This is a genomic window from Imperialibacter sp. (assembly GCF_048007035.1).
Classification (GTDB): domain Bacteria; phylum Bacteroidota; class Bacteroidia; order Cytophagales; family Cyclobacteriaceae; genus Imperialibacter.
This window is the reverse complement of the sequence record NZ_CP180355.1, coordinates 1,820,913-1,845,852: the sequence shown is the minus strand read 5'-3', so window position 1 is coordinate 1,845,852 and position 24,940 is coordinate 1,820,913. Positions and strand designations below refer to the sequence as shown.

Annotated in this window: 30 protein-coding genes; 11 read left to right on the top strand and 19 right to left on the bottom strand. The window is 46.9% G+C overall.

Annotation, left to right across the window (positions count from 1 at the left end):
• Positions 1 to 8 precede the first annotated feature (8 nt).
• Positions 9 to 1,253 (top strand): Nramp family divalent metal transporter, encoded by a 1,245-nt coding sequence (locus tag ACMVP2_RS08205; protein ID WP_416867360.1) that lies wholly within the window; start codon positions 9 to 11, stop codon positions 1,251 to 1,253.
• Positions 1,254 to 1,315: 62 nt separating this feature from the next.
• Here the strand turns inward: ACMVP2_RS08205 and ACMVP2_RS08200 are convergent, their stop codons facing one another.
• Positions 1,316 to 2,326, bottom strand: coding sequence for a bifunctional heptose 7-phosphate kinase/heptose 1-phosphate adenyltransferase (locus ACMVP2_RS08200; RefSeq protein ID WP_416867359.1), 1,011 nt, complete (start codon positions 2,324 to 2,326; stop codon positions 1,316 to 1,318).
• Positions 2,327 to 2,474: 148 nt separating this feature from the next.
• A complete protein-coding gene (locus ACMVP2_RS08195; protein ID WP_416867358.1) occupies positions 2,475 to 3,671 on the bottom strand; it encodes a pyridoxal phosphate-dependent aminotransferase in 1,197 nt (398 codons plus the stop codon).
• A gap of 114 nt (positions 3,672 to 3,785) precedes the next feature.
• Between ACMVP2_RS08195 and ACMVP2_RS08190 the strand changes: the two genes are divergently transcribed.
• The gene (locus ACMVP2_RS08190) at positions 3,786 to 4,853 is read left to right on the top strand and encodes a porin (protein ID WP_416867357.1); all 1,068 of its coding nucleotides are present in this window, start codon (positions 3,786 to 3,788) and stop codon (positions 4,851 to 4,853) included.
• On the opposite strand, the gene recR is transcribed toward ACMVP2_RS08190, so the two are convergent.
• Together recR and ACMVP2_RS08180 are read right to left on the bottom strand one after the other, a co-directional pair.
• Positions 4,843 to 5,463, bottom strand: a complete 621-nt coding sequence (gene recR / locus ACMVP2_RS08185; RefSeq protein ID WP_416867356.1) for a recombination mediator RecR — start codon at positions 5,461 to 5,463, stop codon at positions 4,843 to 4,845. The genes ACMVP2_RS08190 and recR overlap by 11 nt on opposite strands.
• An 8-nt stretch (positions 5,464 to 5,471) precedes the next feature.
• Positions 5,472 to 5,753 carry an ATP-dependent Clp protease adaptor ClpS gene (locus tag ACMVP2_RS08180; RefSeq protein WP_317488450.1) on the bottom strand — a complete coding sequence of 94 codons (282 nt, stop codon included), beginning with the start codon at positions 5,751 to 5,753 and terminating at the stop codon, positions 5,472 to 5,474.
• Positions 5,754 to 5,949: 196 nt separating this feature from the next.
• Between ACMVP2_RS08180 and ACMVP2_RS08175 the strand changes: the two genes are divergently transcribed.
• Positions 5,950 to 7,407 carry a sodium:solute symporter gene (locus tag ACMVP2_RS08175; RefSeq protein ID WP_416867355.1) on the top strand — a complete coding sequence of 486 codons (1,458 nt, stop codon included), beginning with the start codon at positions 5,950 to 5,952 and terminating at the stop codon, positions 7,405 to 7,407.
• Positions 7,408 to 7,518: 111 nt separating this feature from the next.
• Here ACMVP2_RS08175 and ACMVP2_RS08170 read toward each other — a convergent pair whose 3' ends face one another.
• The 3 genes from ACMVP2_RS08170 to ACMVP2_RS08160 all read right to left on the bottom strand — a co-directional run bounded on the left by ACMVP2_RS08170 (position 7,519) and on the right by ACMVP2_RS08160 (position 9,501).
• On the bottom strand, positions 7,519 to 8,040 hold the full coding sequence (locus tag ACMVP2_RS08170) for a transposase (protein WP_416867354.1): 522 nt from the start codon (positions 8,038 to 8,040) through the stop codon (positions 7,519 to 7,521).
• A gap of 187 nt (positions 8,041 to 8,227) precedes the next feature.
• The gene (locus ACMVP2_RS08165) at positions 8,228 to 8,851 is read right to left on the bottom strand and encodes a 2'-5' RNA ligase family protein (protein WP_416867353.1); all 624 of its coding nucleotides are present in this window, start codon (positions 8,849 to 8,851) and stop codon (positions 8,228 to 8,230) included.
• A 317-nt stretch (positions 8,852 to 9,168) separates the two neighbouring features.
• The gene (locus ACMVP2_RS08160) at positions 9,169 to 9,501 is read right to left on the bottom strand and encodes an MGMT family protein (protein ID WP_416868196.1); all 333 of its coding nucleotides are present in this window, start codon (positions 9,499 to 9,501) and stop codon (positions 9,169 to 9,171) included.
• A 61-nt stretch (positions 9,502 to 9,562) separates the two neighbouring features.
• Between ACMVP2_RS08160 and ACMVP2_RS08155 the strand changes: the two genes are divergently transcribed.
• The 3 genes from ACMVP2_RS08155 (at position 9,563) to ACMVP2_RS08145 (ending at position 11,931) form a co-directional block, all read left to right on the top strand.
• Positions 9,563 to 10,246: an SDR family NAD(P)-dependent oxidoreductase gene (locus ACMVP2_RS08155; protein WP_416867352.1), complete on the top strand. Its 684-nt coding sequence runs from the start codon at positions 9,563 to 9,565 to the stop codon at positions 10,244 to 10,246.
• Between the two features lie 71 nt (positions 10,247 to 10,317).
• Complete coding sequence (locus tag ACMVP2_RS08150; RefSeq protein ID WP_416867351.1) at positions 10,318 to 11,286, top strand: YpdA family putative bacillithiol disulfide reductase; 969 nt, start codon at positions 10,318 to 10,320, stop codon at positions 11,284 to 11,286.
• Between the two features lie 108 nt (positions 11,287 to 11,394).
• Positions 11,395 to 11,931, top strand: a complete 537-nt coding sequence (locus tag ACMVP2_RS08145; protein ID WP_416867350.1) for a YfiT family bacillithiol transferase — start codon at positions 11,395 to 11,397, stop codon at positions 11,929 to 11,931.
• A 17-nt stretch (positions 11,932 to 11,948) separates the two neighbouring features.
• Here ACMVP2_RS08145 and ACMVP2_RS08140 read toward each other — a convergent pair whose 3' ends face one another.
• Genes ACMVP2_RS08140 through ACMVP2_RS08130 form a run of 3 tightly spaced genes read right to left on the bottom strand, consistent with a single transcriptional unit; the run spans position 11,949 to position 13,471 of the window.
• Positions 11,949 to 12,941: a HipA domain-containing protein gene (locus ACMVP2_RS08140; protein ID WP_416867349.1), complete on the bottom strand. Its 993-nt coding sequence runs from the start codon at positions 12,939 to 12,941 to the stop codon at positions 11,949 to 11,951.
• Entirely contained in the window at positions 12,934 to 13,263 is a 330-nt protein-coding gene (locus ACMVP2_RS08135; protein ID WP_416867348.1) for a HipA N-terminal domain-containing protein, read from the bottom strand. The genes ACMVP2_RS08140 and ACMVP2_RS08135 overlap by 8 nt, the downstream gene beginning before the upstream one ends.
• The gene (locus tag ACMVP2_RS08130; protein ID WP_416867347.1) at positions 13,250 to 13,471 is read right to left on the bottom strand and encodes a helix-turn-helix transcriptional regulator; all 222 of its coding nucleotides are present in this window, start codon (positions 13,469 to 13,471) and stop codon (positions 13,250 to 13,252) included. Before ACMVP2_RS08130 ends, ACMVP2_RS08135 begins: the two co-directional genes overlap by 14 nt.
• 303 nt (positions 13,472 to 13,774) lie before the next feature.
• Here ACMVP2_RS08130 and ACMVP2_RS08125 point away from each other — a divergent pair, with 303 nt between their 5' ends.
• Positions 13,775 to 14,377, top strand: a complete 603-nt coding sequence (locus ACMVP2_RS08125) for a hypothetical protein (RefSeq protein WP_416867346.1) — start codon at positions 13,775 to 13,777, stop codon at positions 14,375 to 14,377.
• Between the two features lie 201 nt (positions 14,378 to 14,578).
• Positions 14,579 to 15,253 (top strand): outer membrane beta-barrel protein, encoded by a 675-nt coding sequence (locus tag ACMVP2_RS08120; RefSeq protein WP_416867345.1) that lies wholly within the window; start codon positions 14,579 to 14,581, stop codon positions 15,251 to 15,253.
• A gap of 32 nt (positions 15,254 to 15,285) precedes the next feature.
• On the opposite strand, the gene ACMVP2_RS08115 is transcribed toward ACMVP2_RS08120, so the two are convergent.
• Positions 15,286 to 15,729 (bottom strand): hypothetical protein, encoded by a 444-nt coding sequence (locus ACMVP2_RS08115; RefSeq protein WP_416867344.1) that lies wholly within the window; start codon positions 15,727 to 15,729, stop codon positions 15,286 to 15,288.
• A gap of 282 nt (positions 15,730 to 16,011) precedes the next feature.
• Between ACMVP2_RS08115 and ACMVP2_RS08110 the strand changes: the two genes are divergently transcribed.
• Together ACMVP2_RS08110 and ACMVP2_RS08105 are read left to right on the top strand one after the other, a co-directional pair.
• On the top strand, positions 16,012 to 16,680 hold the full coding sequence (locus tag ACMVP2_RS08110) for an OmpA family protein (RefSeq protein ID WP_416867343.1): 669 nt from the start codon (positions 16,012 to 16,014) through the stop codon (positions 16,678 to 16,680).
• Positions 16,681 to 16,704: 24 nt separating this feature from the next.
• Entirely contained in the window at positions 16,705 to 17,382 is a 678-nt protein-coding gene (locus ACMVP2_RS08105; RefSeq protein ID WP_416867342.1) for a porin family protein, read from the top strand.
• Positions 17,383 to 17,631: 249 nt separating this feature from the next.
• On the opposite strand, the gene ACMVP2_RS08100 is transcribed toward ACMVP2_RS08105, so the two are convergent.
• The 6 genes from ACMVP2_RS08100 to ACMVP2_RS08075 form a co-directional block, all read right to left on the bottom strand.
• On the bottom strand, positions 17,632 to 18,531 hold the full coding sequence (locus ACMVP2_RS08100) for an alpha/beta fold hydrolase (RefSeq protein WP_416867341.1): 900 nt from the start codon (positions 18,529 to 18,531) through the stop codon (positions 17,632 to 17,634).
• Positions 18,532 to 18,533: 2 nt separating this feature from the next.
• Positions 18,534 to 19,001 carry an SRPBCC family protein gene (locus ACMVP2_RS08095; RefSeq protein ID WP_339787817.1) on the bottom strand — a complete coding sequence of 156 codons (468 nt, stop codon included), beginning with the start codon at positions 18,999 to 19,001 and terminating at the stop codon, positions 18,534 to 18,536.
• A 4-nt stretch (positions 19,002 to 19,005) separates the two neighbouring features.
• Complete coding sequence (locus ACMVP2_RS08090) at positions 19,006 to 19,509, bottom strand: SRPBCC family protein (RefSeq protein ID WP_416867340.1); 504 nt, start codon at positions 19,507 to 19,509, stop codon at positions 19,006 to 19,008.
• Positions 19,506 to 19,841: a metalloregulator ArsR/SmtB family transcription factor gene (locus ACMVP2_RS08085; protein ID WP_339787812.1), complete on the bottom strand. Its 336-nt coding sequence runs from the start codon at positions 19,839 to 19,841 to the stop codon at positions 19,506 to 19,508. Before ACMVP2_RS08085 ends, ACMVP2_RS08090 begins: the two co-directional genes overlap by 4 nt.
• Positions 19,842 to 19,990: 149 nt before the next feature.
• Positions 19,991 to 20,905, bottom strand: coding sequence for a phosphate/phosphite/phosphonate ABC transporter substrate-binding protein (locus ACMVP2_RS08080; RefSeq protein ID WP_416867339.1), 915 nt, complete (start codon positions 20,903 to 20,905; stop codon positions 19,991 to 19,993).
• Positions 20,906 to 21,029: 124 nt separating this feature from the next.
• On the bottom strand, positions 21,030 to 21,797 hold the full coding sequence (locus ACMVP2_RS08075) for a sterol desaturase family protein (protein ID WP_416867338.1): 768 nt from the start codon (positions 21,795 to 21,797) through the stop codon (positions 21,030 to 21,032).
• 113 nt (positions 21,798 to 21,910) lie between these two features.
• Between ACMVP2_RS08075 and ACMVP2_RS08070 the strand changes: the two genes are divergently transcribed.
• A complete protein-coding gene (locus ACMVP2_RS08070; protein WP_416867337.1) occupies positions 21,911 to 22,528 on the top strand; it encodes a TetR/AcrR family transcriptional regulator in 618 nt (205 codons plus the stop codon).
• Between the two features lie 297 nt (positions 22,529 to 22,825).
• On the opposite strand, the gene ACMVP2_RS08065 is transcribed toward ACMVP2_RS08070, so the two are convergent.
• The gene (locus ACMVP2_RS08065) at positions 22,826 to 24,124 is read right to left on the bottom strand and encodes an alpha/beta hydrolase family protein (RefSeq protein WP_416867336.1); all 1,299 of its coding nucleotides are present in this window, start codon (positions 24,122 to 24,124) and stop codon (positions 22,826 to 22,828) included.
• A gap of 74 nt (positions 24,125 to 24,198) precedes the next feature.
• Complete coding sequence (locus tag ACMVP2_RS08060) at positions 24,199 to 24,873, bottom strand: hypothetical protein (protein WP_416867335.1); 675 nt, start codon at positions 24,871 to 24,873, stop codon at positions 24,199 to 24,201.
• Positions 24,874 to 24,940 lie beyond the last annotated feature (67 nt).

Below are 24,940 nucleotides of genomic sequence, written 5' to 3'. Positions count from 1 at the left end.
GAGAACGTATGAAGAAGATCGCCGCTTTTTTATTGTCGATAGGGCCAGGGCTCTTTTGCATAGGATACACAGTAGGCACAGGCAGTGTCACCTCCATGGCCAAAGCCGGCAGCCAGTATGGCTCGCAGCTGCTTTGGGTGTTGTCGCTTAGCTGCATTTTTTCGTGGGCGCTCATGGAGGCGTATGGCAGGTACGCTGTGGTGACTGGCCGAACGGCGGTCAACAGCTTCAAAACAGAGCTGAAGTTTGGCAAAGTGCTGGCCGTAGTGCTTATCGTTGGGATCGTTATCGGCCAGTGGAATTCGCTGTCGGGCATCGTGGGGCTTTCGGCCAACGCACTTTATGAGATCGCCCGTTTGTTTCTGCCCGGCCTGCCAGCGGAAAGCTACTGGGCCGTATTGTCTATCGCCGTGGTCATTCTTGCCATCCTGTACTTTCTGCTGATAGTGGGCAAGTATTCGTTTTTTGAAAAGATCCTTATTCTTTTCGTCACCATCATGGGCGTGTCATTTCTCATTTCCATGTTCATTGTGCTGCCTCCCCCTGGCGAAATAGTGATGGGCTTTATCCCTTCCATTCCTGAGGGAGAGGGAGGAAGTCTCCTTGTGGCCGCCTTTGTGGGCACTACCATGGCGGCACCTACCTTTGTGGTGCGGCCGCTGCTGATGCAGGGCAAAGGCTGGGCCAGGGAGGACACCTCTCTGCAGTCGAGAGACGCCCTGTCGTCGGCGTTGCTCATGTTTGTCATCAGTGCGGCCATCATGATTACGGCCATGGGTGCTCTTTACTACAAGGGGCTGACGATCAACAAGGTGATTGATATGGTGTACACCCTGGAGCCCGTGGCTGGAAAATTTGCTGTGGCGCTGTTTATGACGGGAGCGCTCAGCGCAGGACTTTCGTCGGTGTTTCCTATTCTGATGGTGGCACCGCTATTGATTTCTGATTATAAAAACGGCGAGCTTGATTTGAAGTCGAAGCTTTTCAAGCGACTCACAGCCGTGGCTTGCGTCGTCGGGCTCTCCGTCCCTATTTTGGGAGCCAATCCCATCGCTGCCCAGATAGCCACTCAGGTGGCCAATGTGTTTGTGCTGCCGCTGGTCATTGGTGGAATCATTTATATGATCAATCGGAAAGCGGTAATGGGCGAGCATCGGGCAGGCTGGTTTTTAAACACCGGGCTGGTGCTGGCGTTTGTTTTCTCGTGCGTTATTTCAGTGATTGGCTTCAGCGCACTGAAGGATTTCTTTTGAAGCAGGATGCCGTGAACCGGGCTGACTGCAGTGCGGAGATTAGAACTAAAAATAACTCAGTACTAGTCTTTCAAATGCTTCAAAATTATCTCATTTTTCAGTGCCTCCTGAAGCAGGCTCTCCATTTCGATGGGCATTACCCCCAGGTGCTGGCACACAAGTCCGCCTCCGAGGTTGCTGAGCTCGGCCTGCACTTCCAGCGACAAATGCAGTGCCTCGCAGAGTGCTGCTATACTCACCACAGTGTCGCCTGCACCGGATACGTCGGCAATGCGGCGGATGTGGGCAGGGTAGTGGATGGACTGCACATGGTCGGTAAGGTAAACACCTCTGTCTGATAGCGTGATGAGTGCCTTTTCAACCGGCATGTGCGCATTGAGCTGGTTCACTGCTGATGACAGCTGATCCAGGTCGTGATGATCGAACTCCAGCTTCAGGCCTTCTTTCAGCTCCCGAAGGTTGGGTTTGAATAGGGAGGCACCGCTGTAGGCCAGAAAATTTCTTTTCTTTGGATCCACTACTGTGGGGATGCCCAGCTCGTTGGCCAGATTGATGGTTTGTGAAATGATGGCCGGGTTAAGTACACCTTTGTCGTAGTCCTCAAAAATGATGACGTCGCAACCTGTTGCCAGATTACGAATATGATCCATAAGTGCTCGCTGCTCAAGAGCGGTCAATGCTTTGTCGGTTTCGCTGTCGACCCGGAGCATGTGCTGCGAGCCGGCCAGCACTCTGGTTTTTACCGTCGTAATCCTCTCCCGGCTTTTGATGATGCCCTGGGAAGAAATGTTTCTTGCTTTAAGCAGCTCAAAAAATGTTTCGCCGTCCAGCTCATCGCCAATGATACTGCAAAGAATGGGGGTGGCTCCCAGCGACTGAATATTGAGCGCCACATTAGCGGCACCCCCCAAGCGGTTCTCTTTTTTGCTGACGTTTACGACCGGCACGGGCGCCTCAGGAGAGATGCGGGCAGCGTTACCATAAATGTAGGAGTCGATCATCACATCACCGATGACGAGTACTTTGAGATTTTCAAAAGCGTTGAAAACTTCCTGAATGGAGGAGAAGGGCATGGACAAATGATTGGGTTAACGGCCCAAATATATGAGTTAAAAAAAGAAAGTTTAAAAAAGTGTGTCAGTCTGAGCCTGTCGAAGGCGATTTGGTTTCAATAATCTCTTTCGACAGGCTCAAGATGACATTTCTATTCAAAAGGGAGCTTTATTTCAAAAGTGCCAGAGCCCCTTTGATTCTTTTGAGGGCCTCCTGCAATTCCGCCTCTGAGGCTGCGTATGAAAGTCGTACCGCATTGGGTGCGCCAAAAGCGCCACCTGTTACCAGCGCTACATGAGCTTTGGCCAGGATATAGATGCAGAAGTCATCGGCATCTTTTACCTTCATTTCCCCATCGCTTTTGCCAAAGTAGTGGCTCACATCCGGGAAGAAATAGAAAGCACCTTCGGGCATATTTACTTTCAACCCGGGGATTCCTTTGAGCAGATCGTACACCATGTCTCTGCGCTTGCGGTAGATCGCTGACATTTCTTTAGTGGCGTCAAGGCTGGAGGTAAGCGCCGAAACGGTAGCTCTTTGCGCTATCGTGTTGGTGCCGCTTGTTACCTGGCCTTGAATTTTTTCGCAAGCCTGCGCCACCTCTTTGGGTGCGTTGATGAAGCCAATTCTCCAGCCAGTCATAGCAAATCCTTTGGCCATACCATTGATGGTCACCGTGCGGTCTTTTACTTCCGGGAACGTGCCGATGCTGATGTGCTTGCCCACGTAGTTGATGTGCTCGTAGATTTCATCCGCCAGGATCAGAATTTGCGGATGCTTCGCCAGCACTTTTACAAAACCTTCAAAGTCCTCCTTGCTGAAAACAGAACCCGTAGGGTTACATGGGGAGGAGTAAAGCAATGCTTTTGTTTTTGGGGTAATGGCTGCCTCCAGCTGTGCGGCCGTTGGCTTGTATCCATTTTCTATAGTGCCCGACACCAATACCGACTTGCCTTCGCAAAGCTGAATGATGTCAGAGTAGCTCACCCAGTAAGGGGCAAAAATGATTACTTCATCTCCTGGGTCGAGGATGCTCGACATCAGGTTGTAGATCGACTGCTTGGCGCCGGTCGATACCACGATATTTTCCGGCTTCGAATCAAGCCCGTTTTCGTTTCTAAATTTGGCAGCAATGGCTTCCCGCAAATCCTGGTAACCGGCTACAGGAGAATAGGCAAAGTATTTTTCTTCGTCAATGGCCTTTTTAGCAGCCTCCTGTATGTGTTTGGGGGTTTTAAAATCAGGCTCGCCGAGGCTTAAGCTGATGATGTCAACGCCGGTTGACTTTAACTCTCTGGCCTTTTTGGCCATGGCCAGTGTGGCCGATTCGGCCAGGGCATTCACTCTTTTTGATAAGAAACTCATGTTGATCGGGTGTAATTGCGGCGCAAATTAAAGATTATGAATCGCTTATGCCAAGAAGCCCTATTTTTTTAGAACTTTGCCAATATCAACGCCGGACTTTTGAAATTTCCAAAAATGAAGACCCCATTAATCCTGTTTATTGCACTTATGTTGGCAAAGCAACTGCATGCGCAAGATAGCGATAGGCAATTTACGTTTTCTGGCTTCGCCGATGTGTACTATGCTTACGACTTCAACAAGCCATTGAATAACTCAAGGCAATATGTGACTCAGGCAGCCCGACATAATGAATTCAATCTCAACTGGGGCTATTTGCTGGCAGAGTACTCAGCGAAGAGAGTGCGAAGTAGTTTTGGACTCCAGACTGGAACGTATGTGCAATACAATTACGCTGCGGAACCCAACGATCTCACCAGAATGATCTACCAGGCCAATGCTGGGATAAAGATCAAAGAAGGTATTTGGGTAGATGCCGGCATTATTACCCCGCATACAGGTTACGAGGGAGTTGCCTCAATGGACAATGAAATATATACCAGAGCCCTGGGCACAGAATATACGCCATATTATTTGACTGGTGTGAAGCTGTCTGCGGCATTGAACGACAAACTGGATTTCACAGCTGTCGTTGTTAACGGATGGCAGATAATTGCTGAAACCAACAATGCTAAATCTGTGGGGGTCAATTTGCAATACCGACCAACCGACGAGCTGACCCTTAGCTATGGCAACCTGATTGGCAACGAACAGCCGGGGTTTGTGGGGAGAAGGAAAGTTAGAAATTACCACAACGCCTGGATAAAGTATGCATTCAACGCAAAATTTCATGCAGTGGCGTCCTTCGACTATGGAGCGCAGGAGCTCGTGGGGTCTGATGATAGCGGCAATTTTGTGATAGCGATGCTGATTGCAGAGTATAAGATTAGTGACAAGCTTGCAATAGCCGGACGGGTGGAAAACATGCGTGACGACGACGAGATATTGGTCAATACGTCCGGAGGCGGTTTCAACTTAAGTACGTATTCAATGACCGGTACGCTGAACGTGGCCGATAATGCCAAACTCAGAGTGGAGGCAAAGTATGGAAGCGATGCTAACGCTATTTTTCTCTCTCAGGATGCAACGACTCACGACGACTTCTTTTTGCTGGTCGGCAGTCTGGCAATGAGATTTACGAAGTAGGTAAATCATAATTGACCCTGGTCAATATGCTTCTGCCAAGGGTGATTTCGTCGGTGTATTCCAGCTCGCCGCCAAAGGGAATGCCACGGGCAATCGTGGATACTTTCACTCCTTTATCCCCCACCTTTCTGGTAATGTAAAACGACGTTGTGTCTCCCTCCATGGTGGCGCTCAGGGCCAGAATTACCTCCTGCACTTCACCGTCTTTTCCGGCAATTCTGTCTACCAGAGTTTGGATGTTTAATTCATCAGGCCCCACACCGTTCATGGGTGAGATGATGCCACCGAGGACGTGGTAAAGCCCGTTATATTGGGATGTGTTTTCTATGGCGAGCACATCGTGGATGTCTTCTACCACACAAATAAGCGAGCGGTCACGGCGGTGGCTGGTGCAAATGCTGCAAACCTCGGTGTCTGAAATATTGTGACATTCGACACAGTAGCGAATCTTTTGGCGGAGATTGTCAAGTGCCTCTGTGAAGCGGGTTGTCTGATCTTTTTCCTGCTTCAAAAGGTAGAGCACCAATCGTAATGCTGTCTTTTTGCCAATACCAGGAAATTGAGAAAATTGTTCTACGGCCTCTTCAATGAGTTTAGAAGGAAATTCCATGCAGGCTGTTAAAGAATTTCAGCGTTGATGCCAGCCTCTAAAATAGCTTCTTTCATAGGCTTCAGCTCAGGCAGAGAGCCCTTTTTCACTCCACATTTGCCTTTGTAGTGGATGATCCACGTGCACTGCTCCGCTTGAAGTTTATCGTGCTTGCAAACCTTGATCAGTGTGTTGGTCACATGATCGAACGTGTTATAGTCGTCGTTGTAGACAATTAAGTCCTGTAAATCGGTTGACTCAAGGTCTTCCAATACCTCAACCAGATCTTCTTTTTGCGGTTGATAACTCATAGTCTTTTTGTGATTTAAATGAATTGTGGTTCTTCCAGTCTCAGTTGCCATCTTTGGATGCTTCTGGAAGGCAGTCCATTTTAGTATTCCGTTTATTTTATTCCAGATGAATTACTTTGCCAGAGTGATGTTCTGTTCGTTAATTTGGTTTGAATATCCCGCAAAATTAAGAAAATAAACTGACATCCCGATAGATATGACACCTACTCTTGTTCTCGCCGTCATTGGAAGTTACTTTTTACTGCTCTTCGTCATCTCCTATTTTACCTCCAGAGGTGCTACTTCGTCGACATTTTTTACGGGAAACCGGGAATCTCCCTGGTATTTGGTGGCTTTTGGGATGATCGGTGCCTCATTGAGTGGCGTTACGTTCATCAGCGTTCCTGGCGAAGTCGGCAATAGCGGTTTTACCTATTTTCAGGTCGTGTTGGGGTATTTGCCTGGTTACCTGATCATTGCCACAGTGTTGATGCCTCTTTACTACAAACTCAATCTTGTTACGATATATACCTATCTCGAACAGCGGTTCGGTGTGGCTTCTTACAAAACAGGATCTTTTTTCTTTCTCCTCAGCAGGGTGGTTGGGTCGTCTTTCAGGCTGTTTCTGGTGGCTGGTGTATTGCAGTTGGCAATTTTTGATTCTTTTGGTATCCCCTTTTGGGCTTGCGTGCTCATTACCATCGGGCTGATATGGTTGTATACTTTTAAAGGGGGTATAAAAACCGTAGTGTGGACCGATACCCTGCAGACCGGCTTTATGATCCTGGCGGTTGTTATTAGTATATATCTCATCAGTACCGAGTTGAACATTGGAATTGCAGACATAGGATCTACCGTTGTGAAAAGTGAGTACTTCCGGGTGTTTGAATGGGATTGGCAGAGTGGCAGAAACTTTTTCAAACAATTTTTTGCCGGGGCTTTCATTGCGATAGTGATGACAGGCCTCGATCAGGACATGATGCAAAAGAACCTCACCTGCCGGAATATTGGCGATGCGCAGAAGAACATGTTTTGGTTTTGCGTGGTGTTGGTCATCGTTAATTTTTTGTTTTTGAGCCTGGGAGCGCTGTTGTTTATGTATGCCGAAACCACGGGCATTCCTATTCCTGACCGTACCGACAATCTTTACCCTATGTTGGCGCTCGGTCATTTTAATACTTTCGCAGGGGTGCTCTTTCTCCTGGGCATTGTAGCTGCTGCTTATAGTAGCGCCGACTCAGCTCTAACAGCAATGACCACGTCCTTCTGCGTCGACTTCTTGGGTTTTGAGAAAAAAGAGGTAAAAAACAACGATAAGGTAAGGATGCTCGTTCATCTGGGCTTTTCATTCCTGCTCTTTTTCGTCATCCTTATTTTCAACGCCATCAACGATTCGAGCGTAATTAATTCGGTGTTTACAGCGGCCGGCTACACTTATGGACCCTTGCTCGGGCTCTTCTCCTTTGGGCTTTTCACTAAACGCCCGTTAACAGACAAGTATGTGCCGGTAGTTTGCGTGCTATCGCCATTGTTGTCGTACCTCATCAACATCAGCTCCGAAAGTCTTTTATGGGGATATAAGTTCGGATTTGAGATTTTGCTTCTGAATGGGCTGCTCACCTTTCTTGGACTTTGGGCGATTAGCAGCAAGAGAAAAATAGACGTTTCAGTGTGACAAGATGTTTTCGGGTGCGTCTTCACGCCAATCCTGCCGTTCCCTGGTGTGTCTTCACACCCGTTCCGGTTGGCACTTCTACCTGTTCAGCGATTTATTGGATCATATCGTTCATATTCTTTCGCCAATGTGGGTCAGTATACCAAACTCGTCAATTCCGGTTTCATAGAACCTTGCAGAAGAGTACTTATAGTCTTCTGGCCTTTCTGCCAACCGCCAATGTTCCTGCAAAGGGTTATTATGGATATAGGTGAGCTTTTGGAGGATAAATTTATCGGAGTATAAATGGATCGGAAGCGAATGCCTCATCCAGATATTGTGAGAGCGGCTGACCGAGAGAACTTTGAAATCAGAAAGTAGCCCAGGGTTGCTGGCCTTTATATCTTTGAAAATCACATGGCTTGTGAATTTCATAAAACTAGTGTGGGGGAGTTCTTTACCATTCAATGTCAGCATCTCCCAGATGATATGGAAGTGGTTAGGCATGATAACGAAGCCGTACACTATCAACTTCCCACTTTGTGTCAAAAACCTCAGGCTTTCAATGAGCACTTCTTTGTACGAGTCTTTGGAAAGGAGGGGTTTCCAATCCTTGATGGTGGCAGTGTAGAAGTAGATGTTATCAAGTTCCATTCTTTGAATGGGTGTGAAGACACACCCTAAAACGAAAGACATCAAAATAGGAATTATTTGTGGCGAATGTAGCCGGGAGGACAGTGCCTGTAGTTTAATTCGTTGGGGGGTGTGTCTTCATACCCGCAATGAATGTTGAAAAAATAGACGTTCCAGTGTGAGTTTCCCCACACTGGTACTAACACAGCTAATTGAATTCCAATGTCATTTGACCTTTTTCATTTGAGGCGGTTGGTGCCTCAATAAAAGGAGGCCGATGCCTGGAAACTTTTTGAAAGGGCGCTTTAGAAAGCACTTTATTTTTTCCTCTACCGACATACTTTACAAGTAATGCGCTTTCGGCTCTGAAGTCCTGGTGATAACGATGCTGAACAAACGCATTGTATAAAGAGCCGTAGATTTTGCTTTCAAAATCGGCGCCGATTGTCATATGAGGATGATCGGTAAACGTCATATTGCTGATGTCGATGCCCATGTCTTTTGTGATAGAAAGAAAGGCATCATGAAAAAGTCTATTTCGCTCCTTCAGCGTCCTTGCATTCTCCACTTTTATGAAGAGGGTGCGGCTTTGTGGAAAGTGCGAAAAGCCATTAAGCGACACATCGAAAGTATCCAGATAAGCGGCCGCCTTTCTCAGTGCCTTGATCAATTGCTGCTCGTCGGCCACTTCAGCCTCAAAGGAAAAAAGTGAAATGAACGCCTCTGAGGTCATGAACTTGAACTTCCCGGCTCTCTGCTGTATATACAGTTTGCACTGGTGCACATAGGAAGCCACTGGCTGTGATGCAGGAAGCTGGACTTTATAGAACATTTTCATAGCGGTAGTATTTACTATCAAATTTAGCAATACTAAAACACTATGCAAAAAATGTTGGAATAAATTACTACAAAAATTAGTATTCGGCTAAGGCTGCTCAAAGCCGCATCAGGTGGCAAGAAAGGAAGGAGTGATGGTTTTGAATTTCAGGGGTTGGTACCTGGAGCTTATTTGTTATTTATCTTTTGCCAACTTGTGCTTAGAAAAAGTGGACGCATAGATACGAAGGGAGGCGTTGGTGTTTTGAAATTCAGCAATTAGTAGTTGGAGCTTACTTGCTATTTGTCTTTTGCCATTTGGAGCTTCCCCCTTCACTCTAGTTCTTTCATTGGATCCCAGAATAGCCTGTCAAACCCCACGATCTTGTCATTTTTCACCTCAACGCCTTCTGCTTTCAGTAACTCCTCCATTCTCGAGCCGCCAAAGTGCTGTTTGCCAGAAAGCACTCCCACCCGGTTCACCACCCGGTGCGCCGGCACGTCGTCGGGCATGCCAGCGCTGTTCACCGCCCAGCCAACCATGCGGGAACTGCCCTTGGTGCCAAGATAGTTAGCAATAGCACCGTAGCTTGTCACACGGCCTTTGGGGATCAGCCGTGCCACTTCGTACACATCCTGGAAAAACGACGTCTTGTCTGCTGGCATAGGAGGCTCAAATATTACATCTTGCAATATCTTATTTTGACCAGGCAAAACAGAAAATGTTATGCAGAAAGTTGTGCTGATTACAGGAGCCGGAGGAAATCTTGGCGAAGCTGTTGTAGACGAGTTTTCAAGCTTAGGCTATAAGGTTGTAGGTACGGCGGTGCCGGGTCACTTGCCAAAGGGAGCGACCAGGGCTGAATTTATAGAGGCTGATTTGACCAATGAGAAAGCCGCCTCAGATGCCATTGACAAGATGGTTGCCAAACATGGTCGCCTTGATGCAGTGATTATGTTGGTTGGTGGCTTTGCCATGGGAAATATTGAGGATACGGGTGGTGCCGAACTCGACAAAATGCTCCATTTAAATTTTTACACGGCCTATTTCACTGCCAGACCAGCGTTTCAGGCAATGGCAAAAGCAGGCGGAGGCAGGTTGGTGTTTGTCGGTGCCAGGCCAGCCCTTCAGGCTTCTGCTGGAAAGGACACCCTGCCTTATGCGCTTTCAAAGTCATTACTGTTTAACCTGTCCGACATATTGAACGAATCGGGCAAAGGGAAGCACATTACTTCAAGCATTGTGGTGCCCAGTATTATCGATACGCCTCCCAACAGGAAGAACATGCCCGATGCCGACTTCAACAAGTGGGTGAAAACAGAAAAAATTGCCAAAACCATTGGCTTCATTTGTTCGGAGGAAGGAAATGCTTTGAGGCAGGGAGTTTATAAGATTTACGGTGATAGCTAATTTGAATGCTGTAGATGAAACCAGTCGGCGGATTTTGGGGTTGGCATAAGGTTAAGCTTTAAATTTTACCGATGTTAGACGTATTTGTGATAGGTGCCGGCCCCATTGGTCTGGCTTGTGGAATAGAGGCTCAGAAGAGAGACTTGAGTTACGTGATCGTGGACAAGGGTTGCCTGGTCAATTCTATTTATAACTATCCGGCCAATATGACTTTTTTTTCCACTTCTGATAAATTGGAAATAGGTGAGGTGCCTTTTATTTCTCACAATCCCAAACCTACCCGACCGGAGGCGCTGGAGTATTACCGTCGGGTGACAAGCTCCTGGAAATTGAATGTGCGACTGTACGAGCCTGTCAATAGTGTGGAGAAGAAGGGTGATTTTTTTGTCATTTCCACCTCCAAAGCCACTTTTGAAGCCCGCAATGTGATCCTGGCCACGGGGTTTTACGACTTGCCCTACCTGTTGAACGTGCCTGGTGAAGAGCTACCCAAAGTGCGTCATTATTACAAAGAAGCGCATCCCTATTTTGGCATGAAAGTGTTGGTGATTGGGGCGGCCAATTCGGGGGTTGATGTGGCTCTGGAAACCTACCGAAAAGGAGCGAAAGAAGTAACAATGGTGATCCGGGATGAAGTAATTGGTGACCGTGTAAAATACTGGGTGAAGCCGGACATTGAAAACCGGATCAAGGAAGGCTCCATCAAGGCCTATTTCAAGTCGCAGGTAGTGGCCATCAGAGAAAAGGAAGTTGACATCATTACGCCGGAGGGCATGAAGACCCTCGAAAATGACTTTGTGCTGGCCATGACGGGCTACCAGCCCAGCTTTACCTTCCTCAAGAGCATGAACATCGAAGTTGGCACCGATGATTTTCTAACACCTGTTCACAATCCCGAGACCATGGAAACCAACGTGCCGGGCATTTACCTGGCAGGGGTCATCTGTGGAGGCCTGAAAACCAACAAATGGTTTATCGAAAACTCAAGGGTGCATGCTGAGGTGATTATGGAGGGGATTGCGAAGAAGCAGGTGGTTTGAATTTTGAGGTCTCCAATGGGTTTGAATCCTTGGAGGGTTAATAAAATATTTTGCTAAGCTTGTTGCTTTCTTTTTAAATTCATCTTTCAATTTTTTCAACACAAATCCATGGAAAACCTCGAAGCGCTCAAATACCCTATAGGTGATTTTATTCCACCAAAAGATACGTCTCTGGCGATGCGTAGCCATTGGATAGAAGACATTGCTCATTTGCCATCGCAATTGAGGACGGCAGTCGTGGGCCTTTCTGAGGAACAGTTGGAAACCCCCTACCGCCCCGGCGGTTGGACAGTGCGGCAGGTGGTGCACCACATCCCTGATAGCCACATGAACTCATATATGCGTTTCAGGTTGGCACTCACAGAGGACAACCCGACCATCAGGCCCTACGAAGAGCAGCTATGGGCAGAGCTACCCGATGCAGCCCATGGAGAAATTGATCTTTCTCTCGATTTATTGGAAATGCTCCACAAGCGATGGGTGGTGCTATTAAAAGCGATGTCTGAAGAAGACTACAAAAGAACTTTTGTGCACCCTGCGTCCGGAAAAACCTCCAAACTGGCTACCGTGTTGGCTATGTACTCGTGGCATGGCAGGCACCACCTGGCACATATCACGGAGTTGAAGAAGAGGATGGGGTGGTAGCATAGCAGCTTTCCGGATCACAGTCCGAGCGTATCAAATCTCGAGTTGATCAACTCTTGAAAATTCACCTTCATGTCTTCGGGCAAAAAACTGATGTCAATGAAATCCTTCCACCTGGCCTGGGAGTTGGAAAATCTCCTGTAAATATTGTCTATGGCTTTTTGTTCGATTCCGACAGATAACATGGCAGTGTCGAAATCAGCTTTTTTCAGTTTTTTCTTTTTGCCGTTTAAAGTCAACGCAAGCTCTTCATCATCCTCGGGCAATACCAGAGCCGACGCCACAAGATCATAGGCGGGGCAAAGAGTATAATTGAGTCCGTCGTTTTTCAACAATGAAAAATTCTTGAGATGCATATCATTGTTGCCTGTTAGAAAGCAGAAGATGACCTGCTCATAAAAATTGATCGCATCAAGGCCGGGATTCTCCGAGTACCGGATAATAGTTTTTGCAATCTGTTCGTAAGAGCCCTTGTATTTGTGCTCGGTCAGCCTTTCAGTCAGTTGGCACATATCCTCCATATGCAGTTTCCTGGCTGCACTGGCTTTTCTTGATACGGTTTTTCTATCTATGCGTTTGGTGATGTAGGCTAACTGCCCTGATTTGAGACTTATTAGCGAGTGCTCCACGGTGTTTATTCCACATAGGGTTGCCAAATGCATCGTTAGGTCTTCGTTCTCCGGCAGGTGTTTAAACGCTTCTGTCTGTGGTTTCAAAATATACTCTCCCCATAAACCGACTATGGTAAACCTTTCTGGAACCTGACTATTTTTTATTTTTTCAATGCTCAGAGATAGCTTCGGCTGAACGCCGGTCACTGTTTTGTGGCTTTTGATAACCTGCTCAGCAAGTTGTAACATATCGTTCTCTGTGAAGGGTAGTTCAGGAGGGGCAGCCGTCCCAAAAAACTTCTTACTACACGATGGATGGAAACCAGCATCCCCTGCTTGAGACGCCAGGTCTTCTCCATTGAGAGGCTGATAGCAATAGAGGCATGATTTTCTATTCATTCTCTTCAGCGTCTACTGGTTCAACAGAAACAGCCCCGATACAGTCTCTGCAGGTGGCCAATAGCAAGCTCATTCTGTCTCGGACATTGATCTTCCAGCTCTTCTCAGCTATTTCCAGTAGCCACCCTTCAGGGATCAAGCCATCAAAAAAGGGGAACAGCATGGCACTGTGATAAACCTTGTCTGTAAGTGGCATGGTCAGGCTAATTGGCTCTCCTCCTTCGCTCACATACTCCTTTTGGTAGGCAAAATGGTAACCTTCACTGTCCTCAGTAAGCACCCCAGCCCACTCGTCATGCATATATATTTTAGCTTTTTTCATCGAACAGCTTGCTTCTGTTGATAGCTTTTGGGCCAAGTTCATACCCGAAGAGTTTCAACACCTGGTTGACTTTGTCCATTTGTAAAGATTGCTTCCCTTGTTCCATTTCACGCACAAACCTCAGCCCCACGCCAGCCTTTAGTGATAGCTCCTCTTGAGTCAGTCCCAATGATTTTCTTTTCTCTTTAACGAATTGGCTTAAGTCCATACCTTAAAAACATACCTTTTCGGGTATAAAAGAAAGCAATAATTTATTGATTATACCTTAAAGGGTATAAAATATACTGTATTGAATCAAATTATACCCAATCGGGTATAATAGCAAGTTGTAGATCTTAAATTGTACCTGTGCGGGTATAAAAGAGCTGCGATTCCTGCAAGATGCTTGCTCCGCTTTGGATTGGCCTATCTGCAAACGAAAGGTTAGAAGACATCATTCATCAATGCACTTTTAACCCTTATATCAATTCTGTTGAGTATCTTTCTTGCCCATTATCTCTTCAAGCGTCCTATGAAAAAACTTTCACTTCTAGTCATTCTGCTCCTCCCCACGTTGCTCCTGGCACAGCAGCCCAAGCAGTTTCTTCTCTTCGATACCCAATTCACTTACACCAAAGAGAACGCCGACAATTCCACCCCCAGCAAATCACACTACTACGTAAAAGGCGATATGCTGAATACCCAGCGGCCTACCGATTGGACTTCGCCTGTTGACTACCGCAATGGATCGGTTCACATACGCCTGGAGGTGATGGAAAAGCCCGCCGGAGGATATCCTACACAGTGGACGTTGTGTTACATCCCCAACAAAGGCCAGGGAAACGGCTATGGCTGCACCAATACCGGCCTTTACACAAAGGAGGGGCTATATGAAGTCGACGTTCCTATGACTTCCTTTTGGGAAAATGAATCCATTATCTGGAGTGAAGGCATCAAACAAATGGATTTGGTGATCAAAGACGATAGTGGGGGGCAAGGCCACGCCCACAGGCGAGCCGATCCTGAGCACTTTTTCCCAACCAAAGTGCGGATCACCATGGTGCAGGTGGCTGCAGGGGAAAAGTATGACGCTGCTATTGTGCCCGATAAGCCAGTTGGTCTCCAAAACAGATAGCATTTGGAATTGACCATTGCACGAACGTAGTCAAGTGGTCAGAGGGAGTATTTTTTGCACATTGGTAATCTCTTTTCAAATAAGTTATCTTCATTATTTCTCATAATTATAAATACTAGTTACATTGGTAGAAATAGCGTCGTTGAGTTGATGTTCATATAGTTGCTGCCTGACGAAGTCGATAGTTCCAAAAACACGAAGATGAGAGAAAGAATATTCACTCTTACACTTGCTCTGGTATTCACAGCCTCACTTGCTAGGTCTCAACGTGTTGACTCAGAAAGGGTATCAATTGCTGTAAGAAGCGGAGCCAATCTTCAGAAATTTGATGAGAGAGATTTCGATGGGCGCATTCAAAAAAATCACTTACTCCCAGGTGCTCATTTTGGTATAGATATCAACATACCTGTGAGCTCCGACTTCCATTTTCAAACGGGGTTTCTCGTTATCAACAAGGGATCCAAAGGTGTTGGAGAAACAAAAACCACTACCCGGCTGTCGTATCTCGAAATGCCCTTGAATCTGGTGTACAAAAAACCGTGGGGCAGCGGATACTTAATGCTTGGCTTTGGTCCATATGTTTCTCGTGGTTTCGGAGGCCATGTTACCACTGGCAGTGGTGCAGTCGAATTCTCACGTGATGTTAAGTTTACAGATCCGGCGAAAGACGATGGCCTGTCCTGGACTCCATACTTTGAACGGATGGATGTTGGGGGCAATATTTTCGTCGGATATATGATGCCCAGCGGATTATTCTTTCAAGTGAGCACACATCAGGGGATTACCAAAATTAACCCAACACACAATCAGTATCCCGGTGACAGATCCAGCATAAAAAATACCGGAACTGGTTTTTCTGTAGGCTATAGGTTTTAGGCCAAGCTTTTCAAAGTAAGTTTCCAAAGGGGCTACTCATTCATTGGGCTTTGTTGTTTGTCCTTTCTATGGTTTTCAAACATTTCAATAGCGGCCTTCAGCATGCCAATTAAGCCGATGCCCAACACAATGACTCCAAAAGCGAGCTCTCTTATAATATCGTTCTCAGAAGCGAAGTAGCCAAACATTCCAAAGGCAAGTACCCAAAACGTGGTCAACGACATGACCAACAACGCAATTTTGCCCCACCTGGGGTTCTCCCAAACCCTCTTCGAAAGTTTGTTCTGGGTTTTTTGGGTGTCCTGCAAGGTGGAAAAGCTGATGCCCAGGCCCATAAAAACCAAAAGCTTGTTGTAGTCGGCCCAGATGGTGTCAAAGCCAAAAATGATGGGCTTAAACGAAAAGAATAGGGCAAGCAGCATTAGCGGATACTGAAAGTAGCTTACATAGTGAAAGAATTGCCTGGCGCCTGGCATCAGATTTTAGGTTGGTTTGGGCGAATAAATTACGAACTTTTTCCTTCACTGAAAGTAATGAGCCAAGGCAAGCTATGAGCCCGACATCATAGCTTGCTGTTTGACTCCCCCTTGGTCACTCAATGCGTGATTTATGCAACTCATATAGACATATGTGTAACTCGCAGCGGCTTCATGGACCCTACCTTTGATAAAAAATTCCTTCTCTCCAAAGGTGGGGCCTCACCCAATCTGAAGACTTCGAGGTGATCCCCTACCGCATCAATCATTAAGTATCTAAGTATGAAAAATTTAAGTAAGAGTGTAATCTTCTTTTTGTGTGTGGCTTTTCTGTTCTCGGGTTGTTCTGCGAGTAAAACCAAAAAAGGGGCAGCTGTTGGCGTAGTTGGTGGAGGTGCCATGGGTGCCGTTATTGGCAGGGCATCAGGAAACACTGCGTTGGGTGCCATTATCGGGGCAGCAGTCGGGGGTACTGCAGGCGCTTTGATTGGCAACAAAATGGACAAACAAGCGGCTGAACTGGAAAAAACTGTGCCCGATGCTAAGGTGGAAAGAGTAGGAGAGGGCATCGTGGTTGAATTTAGCAGCGACGTGCTCTTCGGGTTTGATAAATCTGATCTTTCGTCAGAATCAAAGACTTCGCTGGATAAGCTGGTTAAAGTGCTCAACGCCTATCCCGACACTGACATTGAAGTGCAGGGGCATACTGACAGTAAAGGGTCTGAGTCTTATAATCAGGGCTTGTCGGAAAGAAGGGCAAGCACGTCTTCAAATTATATAAGGAGCCAGGGAATCAGCTACAACCGGGTACGAATCAAAGGGTTTGGCGAATCGGTACCGAAATACAACAATGGTACGTCTAGCGGACAAGCTCAAAATCGCAGGGTTGAATTCCTGATCACTGCAAACGAAAAAATGAAGACGGAAGCTGCCAAAGAAGCCTCTAATTAATTCACACAATCAAAGAAAACTAAAATGAAAGCAAGACAATTATATATCTTCCTTGCCCTGGTCTTCGCCACGTCAGCGACCATGGCTCAAAGCACTGCATCAAAAAAAGTCGGCTTGGCCATTCTTGGTGGGGTTAATTTACAGAACTTCAATGGGAAAGATTTCAACGGAGACAAACTTGAGAATGACCTGATAGCAGGCTTTCATGCCGGACTCAACGCTCAAATACCCATTGCTCCGGAGTTTTATTTTCAACCCGGGCTGATGTTCAGCACCAAGGGAGCCAAAAATACAACAGGACAAGTGACGAGTACTTATAGGCTCTCGTATTTGGAACTGCCTTTGAATCTGGTGTACAAGAGCCAGGTGGGCAATGGCTATATTATGTTAGGCTTTGGGCCTTACGTGGGGTATGCTGTTAGTGGCAAGGCTACCTATGTGTCTGGTTCTGTAGAAGTCAACAATGACATTGAGTTCACCAATGAAGTGAATGACGGCGATGCATTGCTAACACCCTATTTTAAGCCACTCGATTTTGGGGGAAATATTCTGTTTGGGTATGAGATGGCTGGTGGTTTGTTTTTTCAGCTCAACTCGCAACTTGGTATGGTGAAAATCAACCCCGACGACAATAGAACCGCCAACGACAAAACCAATGTGAAAAATACTGGCTTTGGCCTTTCAGCCGGCTATAGATTTTAGTAGAAGTCTTCCCAGGAGGAATGCAAGAAACCCCTTTGGTCTATGATAAGACCAGAGGGGTATTTTTCAAAGATACGAGTAAGGGAGAAGCTGGAGGAGATCTTTTGCCGTGTGGCTTCTGTTCGTCGGGAGCATCAATAACAACTGCGGCCTCTCTCACAGCTATCCCGCAGGGATCTTCTACACCATGAAAAGCCTTTCTTCTGGTGTGGTCCCACGTGCTGGGGCTGAGGAAACCACCGATCCGGGCTACTCACTCTTCAAAAATTCATCTATCACTGACAACGTCAACTCGGTCGTGTTGCTTCCCTGATAAGGCCCTTCCACCTGCCCCATGTACGAGCCGTGGTTGCCGGGTAGTATCATTAGCCTGGCATTGGGTATGGTGGCAGCCATCAGTGCGGCATGTGTGTTCTGCACCACATCCTGGTCGCCATTGATAATGAGCGATGGCGCCTGAATAGACTGCAGCAAAGCCTCATCCCAATCCTGAAAGCCGAGCATCCGATTTTTGTCATGATTGAACATGGCAAGGAGCTTAGTAGAGTCAGGATTGATTGCCCAAAACGCTTCTTTCAGGTCGGCCGGCATATTATCGAGGCTGGCATGCTCCATGCCATCAAAAAACCCTGGAAACATGCCTTCTCTTTTGAAAAAAGCCGAAGCGATGATCAGCTTGTTGACCCTCTCCGGGTGCCGAATACCTATTTGCATTGTGGTATTTCCTCCATTGCTGAAGCCGAAAAAAGAGGCTTTGGCAATGCCCAGGTTTTGCAGAAGTGTAACCACGTCGTCTGCGTCCTGCTCAAATGTTTCTGGTGAATCCCTGTCGCTGGTGTGGCCATGAGCCTGTAGCTCAACGGCAATGAGCTTTTGGTTTTTCGCCAGGTCGGGGATAATATTGCCAAACGTGGTTTGTATAGTTGAACCGCCTCCATGAATGAGTACAAGTGGGTCTCCTTCACCGTGAATCTCGTAGTACATTTTCAGGCCGTTGACATCGGAGTAGCCGCTCTCGAAGGAGGTCACTTTTTCTGGGAGTTCCGTTTTTGATTCCATAGACTCGTTATTATTTGTGCTGCAGGAGGCGAGTAGCGCAACAGCTACGCCAAGGGTCAGCATTATTGATTGAGATAAATTTTTCATCATTGTCATTTTTTGGCGACAAACTTTGTCAGGTATTGGGCAAGTTTTTCGATGTTCTGTTTCAGGCCTTCGTCGGCGCCGTACTTTTTCACTACTTCAATGAATTGCTCCCTGCTTTCGAACAGCATGTGCCAGTGCATCAGCGTTTTTTTGCCCTGACTTTCAAACTCCACGGTTGTTAGAAAAGATGGAGAAGAGACGTGCTGATACACGATCTTTTTGTGCTTGACTACTTCTTTGAAAACACTTTCGTTGGGGTAGTCGGTGCCGTCTGGCCCATGCATCACCAGCGACCATTGCCCACCGGGGTGCACGTCCATTTGGCTGATGTCGGTTGTGAAGCCGTTGGGCCCCCACCAGTTTTTCAGGTGATTGGGGTCAGTCCACACTTCCCACACCAGCTCGATAGGGGCGTTGAAGAGCCGGGAGATTTGCAGCTCCCTGTCCGAAGTGTCTAAATGATCTTTTGCCATGGTGTTATTTTTTAAGAAAGTCAGTCAATTTGGAAAAAGTCGCACCAAAGCCTCGCTGCATATCTTCGGCGATGGAATTAAAACCGTCAATTTCCTCTTGTGTGGCATCGAACGGTTCTCCTGTTAGTTCGATAGTTGTTTTGCCGCCTGTTTCGGTAAACCGAAGGCTGTAAAAAATTTCTACTGGCAGCTTTACATCGAAAGGAGCCGGAATAGGATTGCCCTCTTCATCGGCAAAGGCATTGGTAAACTCTAACAAGTCGTGGGCATTAACCGTCTTGAAGAGAAATCTTCCATAGTTCACGTGTTCGCCAAACTTCATACTGAAATGGAACACGCCACCTGGCCTAAAATCGAGACTAATGGCGCTGTTCTTCGTTTCCACAGGCCCCCACCATTCGTTCAGTGCTTCGGCTGTGCTAAAGGCATTGAACACCAGCTCCTTTGGAGCATTGAACTCGTAAGAAAGCCTCAGCTTGTCTTTGTCTGAAATTGTTGGTGCATTCATTTGTCGGTCTTTTTTTCTGATTGAATTTTGGTCAGGTATTTATCCAAAGAATCGAACTTGCTCATCCAAAACTGCTTGTATTGCTCTATCCAAGCCGACGCTTCGGCAAGGCCTTCCAGCCTGGCTTCGCAGTAGCGCTCCCGCCCTTGCTGACGGATGGAAATAAGACCGCACTCCTGCAAGATCTTCACATGCAGCGACACCGCCTGCCTACTCACATCAAATTTTTCAGCCAGGGCATTCACATTGAGCGACTGGTGAGCCACCATGCCAATGATTTCCCGCCGGGTGGGGTCTGCTATCGCCTGAAATACGTCTCGTCTGGCCTCCATAATATGCAAGTGTTTGCTTGCAAATATATGCGCAAGTATCTACTTGCGCAATAGTGTGACAAAAAAATCAGTGCCTGTTTCAGGTACAGATCCTCGATAGTCACCATTGACCGGGAGCATCCCCCGACGTGCAATTTAAATGAAGGTACTTAGTAGTTGAACTGTTGAAGAATGGTAGCGAGGTCGGTGGCGTTGCCATTCATCTGTCGAAAGCTGTTGTAGTAAGCGTCATCAATCGGATAAAATTTCTCTGCCTGCTGTGCTTCCGACCACCCCGACTTTAATGCGTCCAGCGCCAGCGAATCTTCTTCGTGCAGTGCGAACAACAGATTGGATATTGTCTGCCGCTCTGCTTTTGTCATCCGCTTGTTTATCAATACTGGCCCAAGAGGAATCTCTTCCGACATCCACAACAATCTGTTCGCAGTGGTTGAATCCTTTTCCAGCTGCTTGAAGTACTCGTTGCTGCCAATCGCACAAAGGTCGGCCTCACCAGCCTCCAGTTTTTGAAAAGTAGACGTATGGTTACCACCGAACGTCACCTGCCCGAAGTCACTCTCCGGAGATTTTAGGCCTAAGCTGCTAAGCATGAGCCTCGGCACCAGGTTCCCAGAAGTTGAGCCCTCGGCCACAAACATCATAGTCAGCGACTTTGCATTAGCTTGCAGGAGGTCAAGGCTTTTGATCTTGTCGTTGTTGGTCAGTACAGCCGTTTTATAATTGTCTTCTGCTCCCTTTTTCACCTTCAGGGTTGCTACGGGAGTCATGTGCTTGTTGTCTAGCGCCAACACGAGGTAGCCAAGCGTGTTGATCAGCGCAATATCTACCTCATCTGCTTTGATAGCTGCCACAAAGGAAGCTACGTCCGGATAGCTGGTTGTTTCCACTGGCCTGCCAAGAGCTGCCCTCAGGTTCACTGCCAGGGGTTCAATTTTATCCAGGCGGTTGTCGGTGGCATAAGTGTATGTAGCCAGCTTGATTGACCGCTGTGGCTCGCTGCACCCGAACGAGCCAAAAACCAGAAGAACGGTAATTGATATAGTTGACGAGAAAACTTTTTTCATTATAAGTAAATTGAGCTAACGGCTAAAAATAGGAATAATGCCCTCGCAGCAATACAAGGGCATTAGACCAAACATTTCAGATGCACAGAATGCTTATCTCATGTGCTATCAGTGCCAGATTTCTTTATCTTGAGGCATTCGGATTGCTGGAAACATCTTTAAAAAGAAGCATGTCCCCAATTCTTGCCGAAGCACCATCGTAAAAACCATTTTCTCCCTGGAAATCTTTCGGATTTTTGAAGGTTCCGAAAATGTAGTCAAAAATGGGGAAATCGGAGTAGTTGTACTTATGCACTCCACGTGCATGGTGTACTGCATGCTGCTCTGGCCTTTGAATGAAATAACCCAGCCACACGGGTGTTTTGATATTGGCATGCTGGAATTGGCTTAAAAAATTCAGCGAAAAGATAATAATGCTGATAGCCGGGGCCGAAAAGCCCATAAAAAATGCAAAACAAAAACTTCCCAGCAATGTAAAGCCAACCATGTCCATGATGCTAAAGTAGTAGGTGCTCGGAATATCAATTCGCTCGGCGCTGTGATGCATCTGATGCCCTACCCGCCATAGAAAATCAGATTTGTGCAGTGCTTGATGATAGAAGTAGAGCAGGAACTGGTAAAATAACAAACCGACGGCTACCTGAACAGTCGTAGGCATCCAGGTCAGGTTGAGCAACTGATAGCTTGCCAGAAATTCATCGGTAAAATACGGCAAGTAAGAGCCCAGGAAAAAAAACACAACGAAAGCGAGCAAACCTCTCAGCGTTGCATATTTGATTTTAGGCATGTTTTTGTTCCTGGGAAAAAGTTGCTCCCACACATGGAGCAAAGTAAACATCGCAATAACGACGAGCGAAACAGGGTCAAGGAGAATTTCTAACGGAGTCGGCATAAAAAAATAGTTTAAATGAAAAAATAGACTTAACTAAACAGACTAGTTGGTGCAAATATAGATAAACTTATTTTTATACCAACTAGTCTGTTTATTTTTTTATATTTGAATCTATGGCTAGAAACGGAAAGCCCACGAGGGATAAAATATTGGCAGAGTCTAAAACGCTCGTACTTGAAAATGGTTTTGCAGGCACATCGGTGGATCAAATCCTTGAGCGGTCAAAAATCACAAAGGGAGCGTTTTTTTATCATTTTAAGTCAAAGGCAGACCTGGCCAGAACGCTGATTGAAGACTTCTCAAGTGAGGACTTGGCCGACCTGGATAATGCGCTTAAAGAAACAGAAGCGTTGAATGGCGATCCATTGCAGCGGCTTCTAAAGTTTACCCAGCGCTATATTGACATGATGGCCACATTGGAAAGTCCTTATCCCGGCTGTCTGTATGCCTCCTATATTTATGAGCCCAGCCAGTTTAGCGATGATATAAAGGAGAAAATATCCTCTTCTATACTCACGTGGCGAAAGGAGCTGGCAGTCATGCTGGATGAAACACAGAAAACTCACCGAATGAAAATTCCGACAGATAAGGAATCCCTTGCTGATCAGTTTACGGTAATACTTGAGGGAGCTTTCGTCGTTTCTAAGGCATTGAACGAGCCTCAACTTACGGCCCATCAGTTGAAGCACTACAAAAACTATTTGGAGTTGCTATTTGAAAAAAGAGCATGAATAGACGCACCTTGATTTTTCCAAAAAAGTTGCGACACAGCCACCGTCTACACTCCAGCCATCCTGCAGGGATCTTCTACGTCAAGAAGGTCAATGCCTCAAGTCCTGCAATGTGTTGCCACCAGCTAAGGCTGTGGGCACCACGGGTACCCCGTCCTTATCGGTCAGACTATCTAGAAAGTGTTACCACCAGCCACCCTCCCCTCGCCAGCCATCCCGCAGGGATCTTCTACACCTTGAAAGTCCACTCCTCCAAGCCTGCAATGTGTTGCCACCAGCTAAGGCTGTGGGCACCACTTACTTCTCCGGGGCATCATGCATCAGCTGCAAACCAATGGAAGTCCTCGGCTTGAAGCCAGTCCACACCTCTGCGCTGGATTCGACTGGCACATCCAGGTATTTCTTGTAGTCGGACATCCCCTTCAAATGCATGCCAAGAAAGGCTGTGACAAAGTGCTGGTTAATATTATTGATTCGGCGCATGTCCCAAACGGAGTCGGCGTAGCGCAGGTACTCGTCGATATTCAACCCGGGCTGCATGGCCTCCACCGGCGGAGGATTGGGTGCCACATTGTGGCGTGCATCAATATAGGTGAGCAGGTAGCGATCTGAATTGACGGCTCCCTCATAAATAGCTTTGATGCCTTTTTCGTAGCCAGACACGTCATCCATGCTCCCGGCCACAAACAGCGACGGAATCTTGATGCCAGCCAGTCCTTCAGCATCCCAGAGCCCTCTTTCCATGCCCCAGGGAGCAAAGGCCACAATCACTTTGATCCTCGGATCGATGGAAGCTTCAAAGGCTGCATTGCCTCTCATTCGAACGCTCAAAGCCTTGCTGCCACCCGTCATGCCGCCAAATAGCCCCACGGCTTGTGGACTGTAGCCACCCCCGGCCACATTCACAGCGCCATACCCACCCATGGAGTAGCCGACGAGCGCTGTGTTATCGGTATTCACCAGGCCTGCCAGAAAGGAGCTTTTGTCTTTGCTAAGCCTGGCCATTTCGTTCAGCACAAAAAGATCATCCAGCGAGCGATTGAGCAGGGTGCTAGGGAAGCCAGCGGCATCTCTGAACGTAGACTCCATGTGATCGATGGAGACCACCACATAGCCCTTGGATGCCAGGTTTTCCGTGAGGTAGGTCATCAGGTAGCGGGAACCCGTGTAGCCATGCGACACAATGATTAGCGGATAGGGGCCATCTTTGAGCAACGGCGCCGCTTTTCGGGTAGCTCTGCCCGAAAAGGTAAAAGGGATGATGGGGCGGTTAGGATTGCCATTTTGCCCCATCACTTCATCGTAGCTAATCACGGCAGCCGGAGCACTGGTGGGGTACCACACCTCCAGCGTGAGCTTTCGGTCGTAGCGGGCCAGGCTGTCTTTGGCATAGTTCAGCACATCCACCTGGTTTTTGTTGACTACCTCAATGGTTTGCACACCTATGGCATAACTGCCTCTCGCCGATAGCTCCGGGGCATCGGGCAGAGCGTCACCATAAACAAAGGTTTTCTGAGTGCTTTGGCTAAAAGCCGGTGGGCAAATGCTGGAAACTGCAAGAAGCAGAAAGATAAAGAGGGTAGGGCGACGTATCATATGTAGTTGAAGTAAGTAGTGTTTCAATATAGGGAAAACAAGGGATATGGAGGAAGGTTTTGGAGAGTCTAACGTCACTCTTGCAACTCTTTCACATACCGGCTGCTTAACCAACCGTAAATGGCTTGCTCATAGCCTTCTGGGCTACCAGAGTCGATATAGTAGTGATCCGTCACTGACTTTTTAATATTGTTCAATGCTTTTACAAAATACCAAACCCTGCCAGTCGAGTCTGCTTTTTCTGCAAGAGTAATTGCTTTGTCCCCGGTTGTAAGGTCGCAAATGACATTGTCGGCTATTTCAGGCTGCATTCTTAGTTTGTAGGTAGGCTGGATAACTTCAACAAGTTGATGTTTGGTGAATTCGGAAGGAAATGTAGTGCCTCCAAAATGTAGGACTGTCTCAGCCTCGAAGGAGGAATCGCCTTTTGAGGGTTCGATGCTTACAAAATGCTGCCTGTTGAGGAATGGTGGCTCGGAATACCCTACTTCATCTAATTTGAATTTTATGTTTTGCGTCAGAGAGTCGTACTCCATAAAAGTAATTCTGCCATTCTGCTTATAAACTAGATTGAGGGAATTTGCTTGATTGGTATACACCTCAAAAATGGGTTCATTGCTTGTTTCAGGCCAGTAGAATATCAGATCAGGCAGTGAGTCGTTGTTGAGACTAACAAAGTGGAAATACTCCGGGAAGTTTTCGTAGTGTCGGCTTAATGCTTCATTGTTATTTAAGAGAATCGAGATCACTGAATAGTTTTGGGGAACTTCTATGACTTTCCAATCAATTGGATACTCTTTGTTGGGAGTGAAAAGG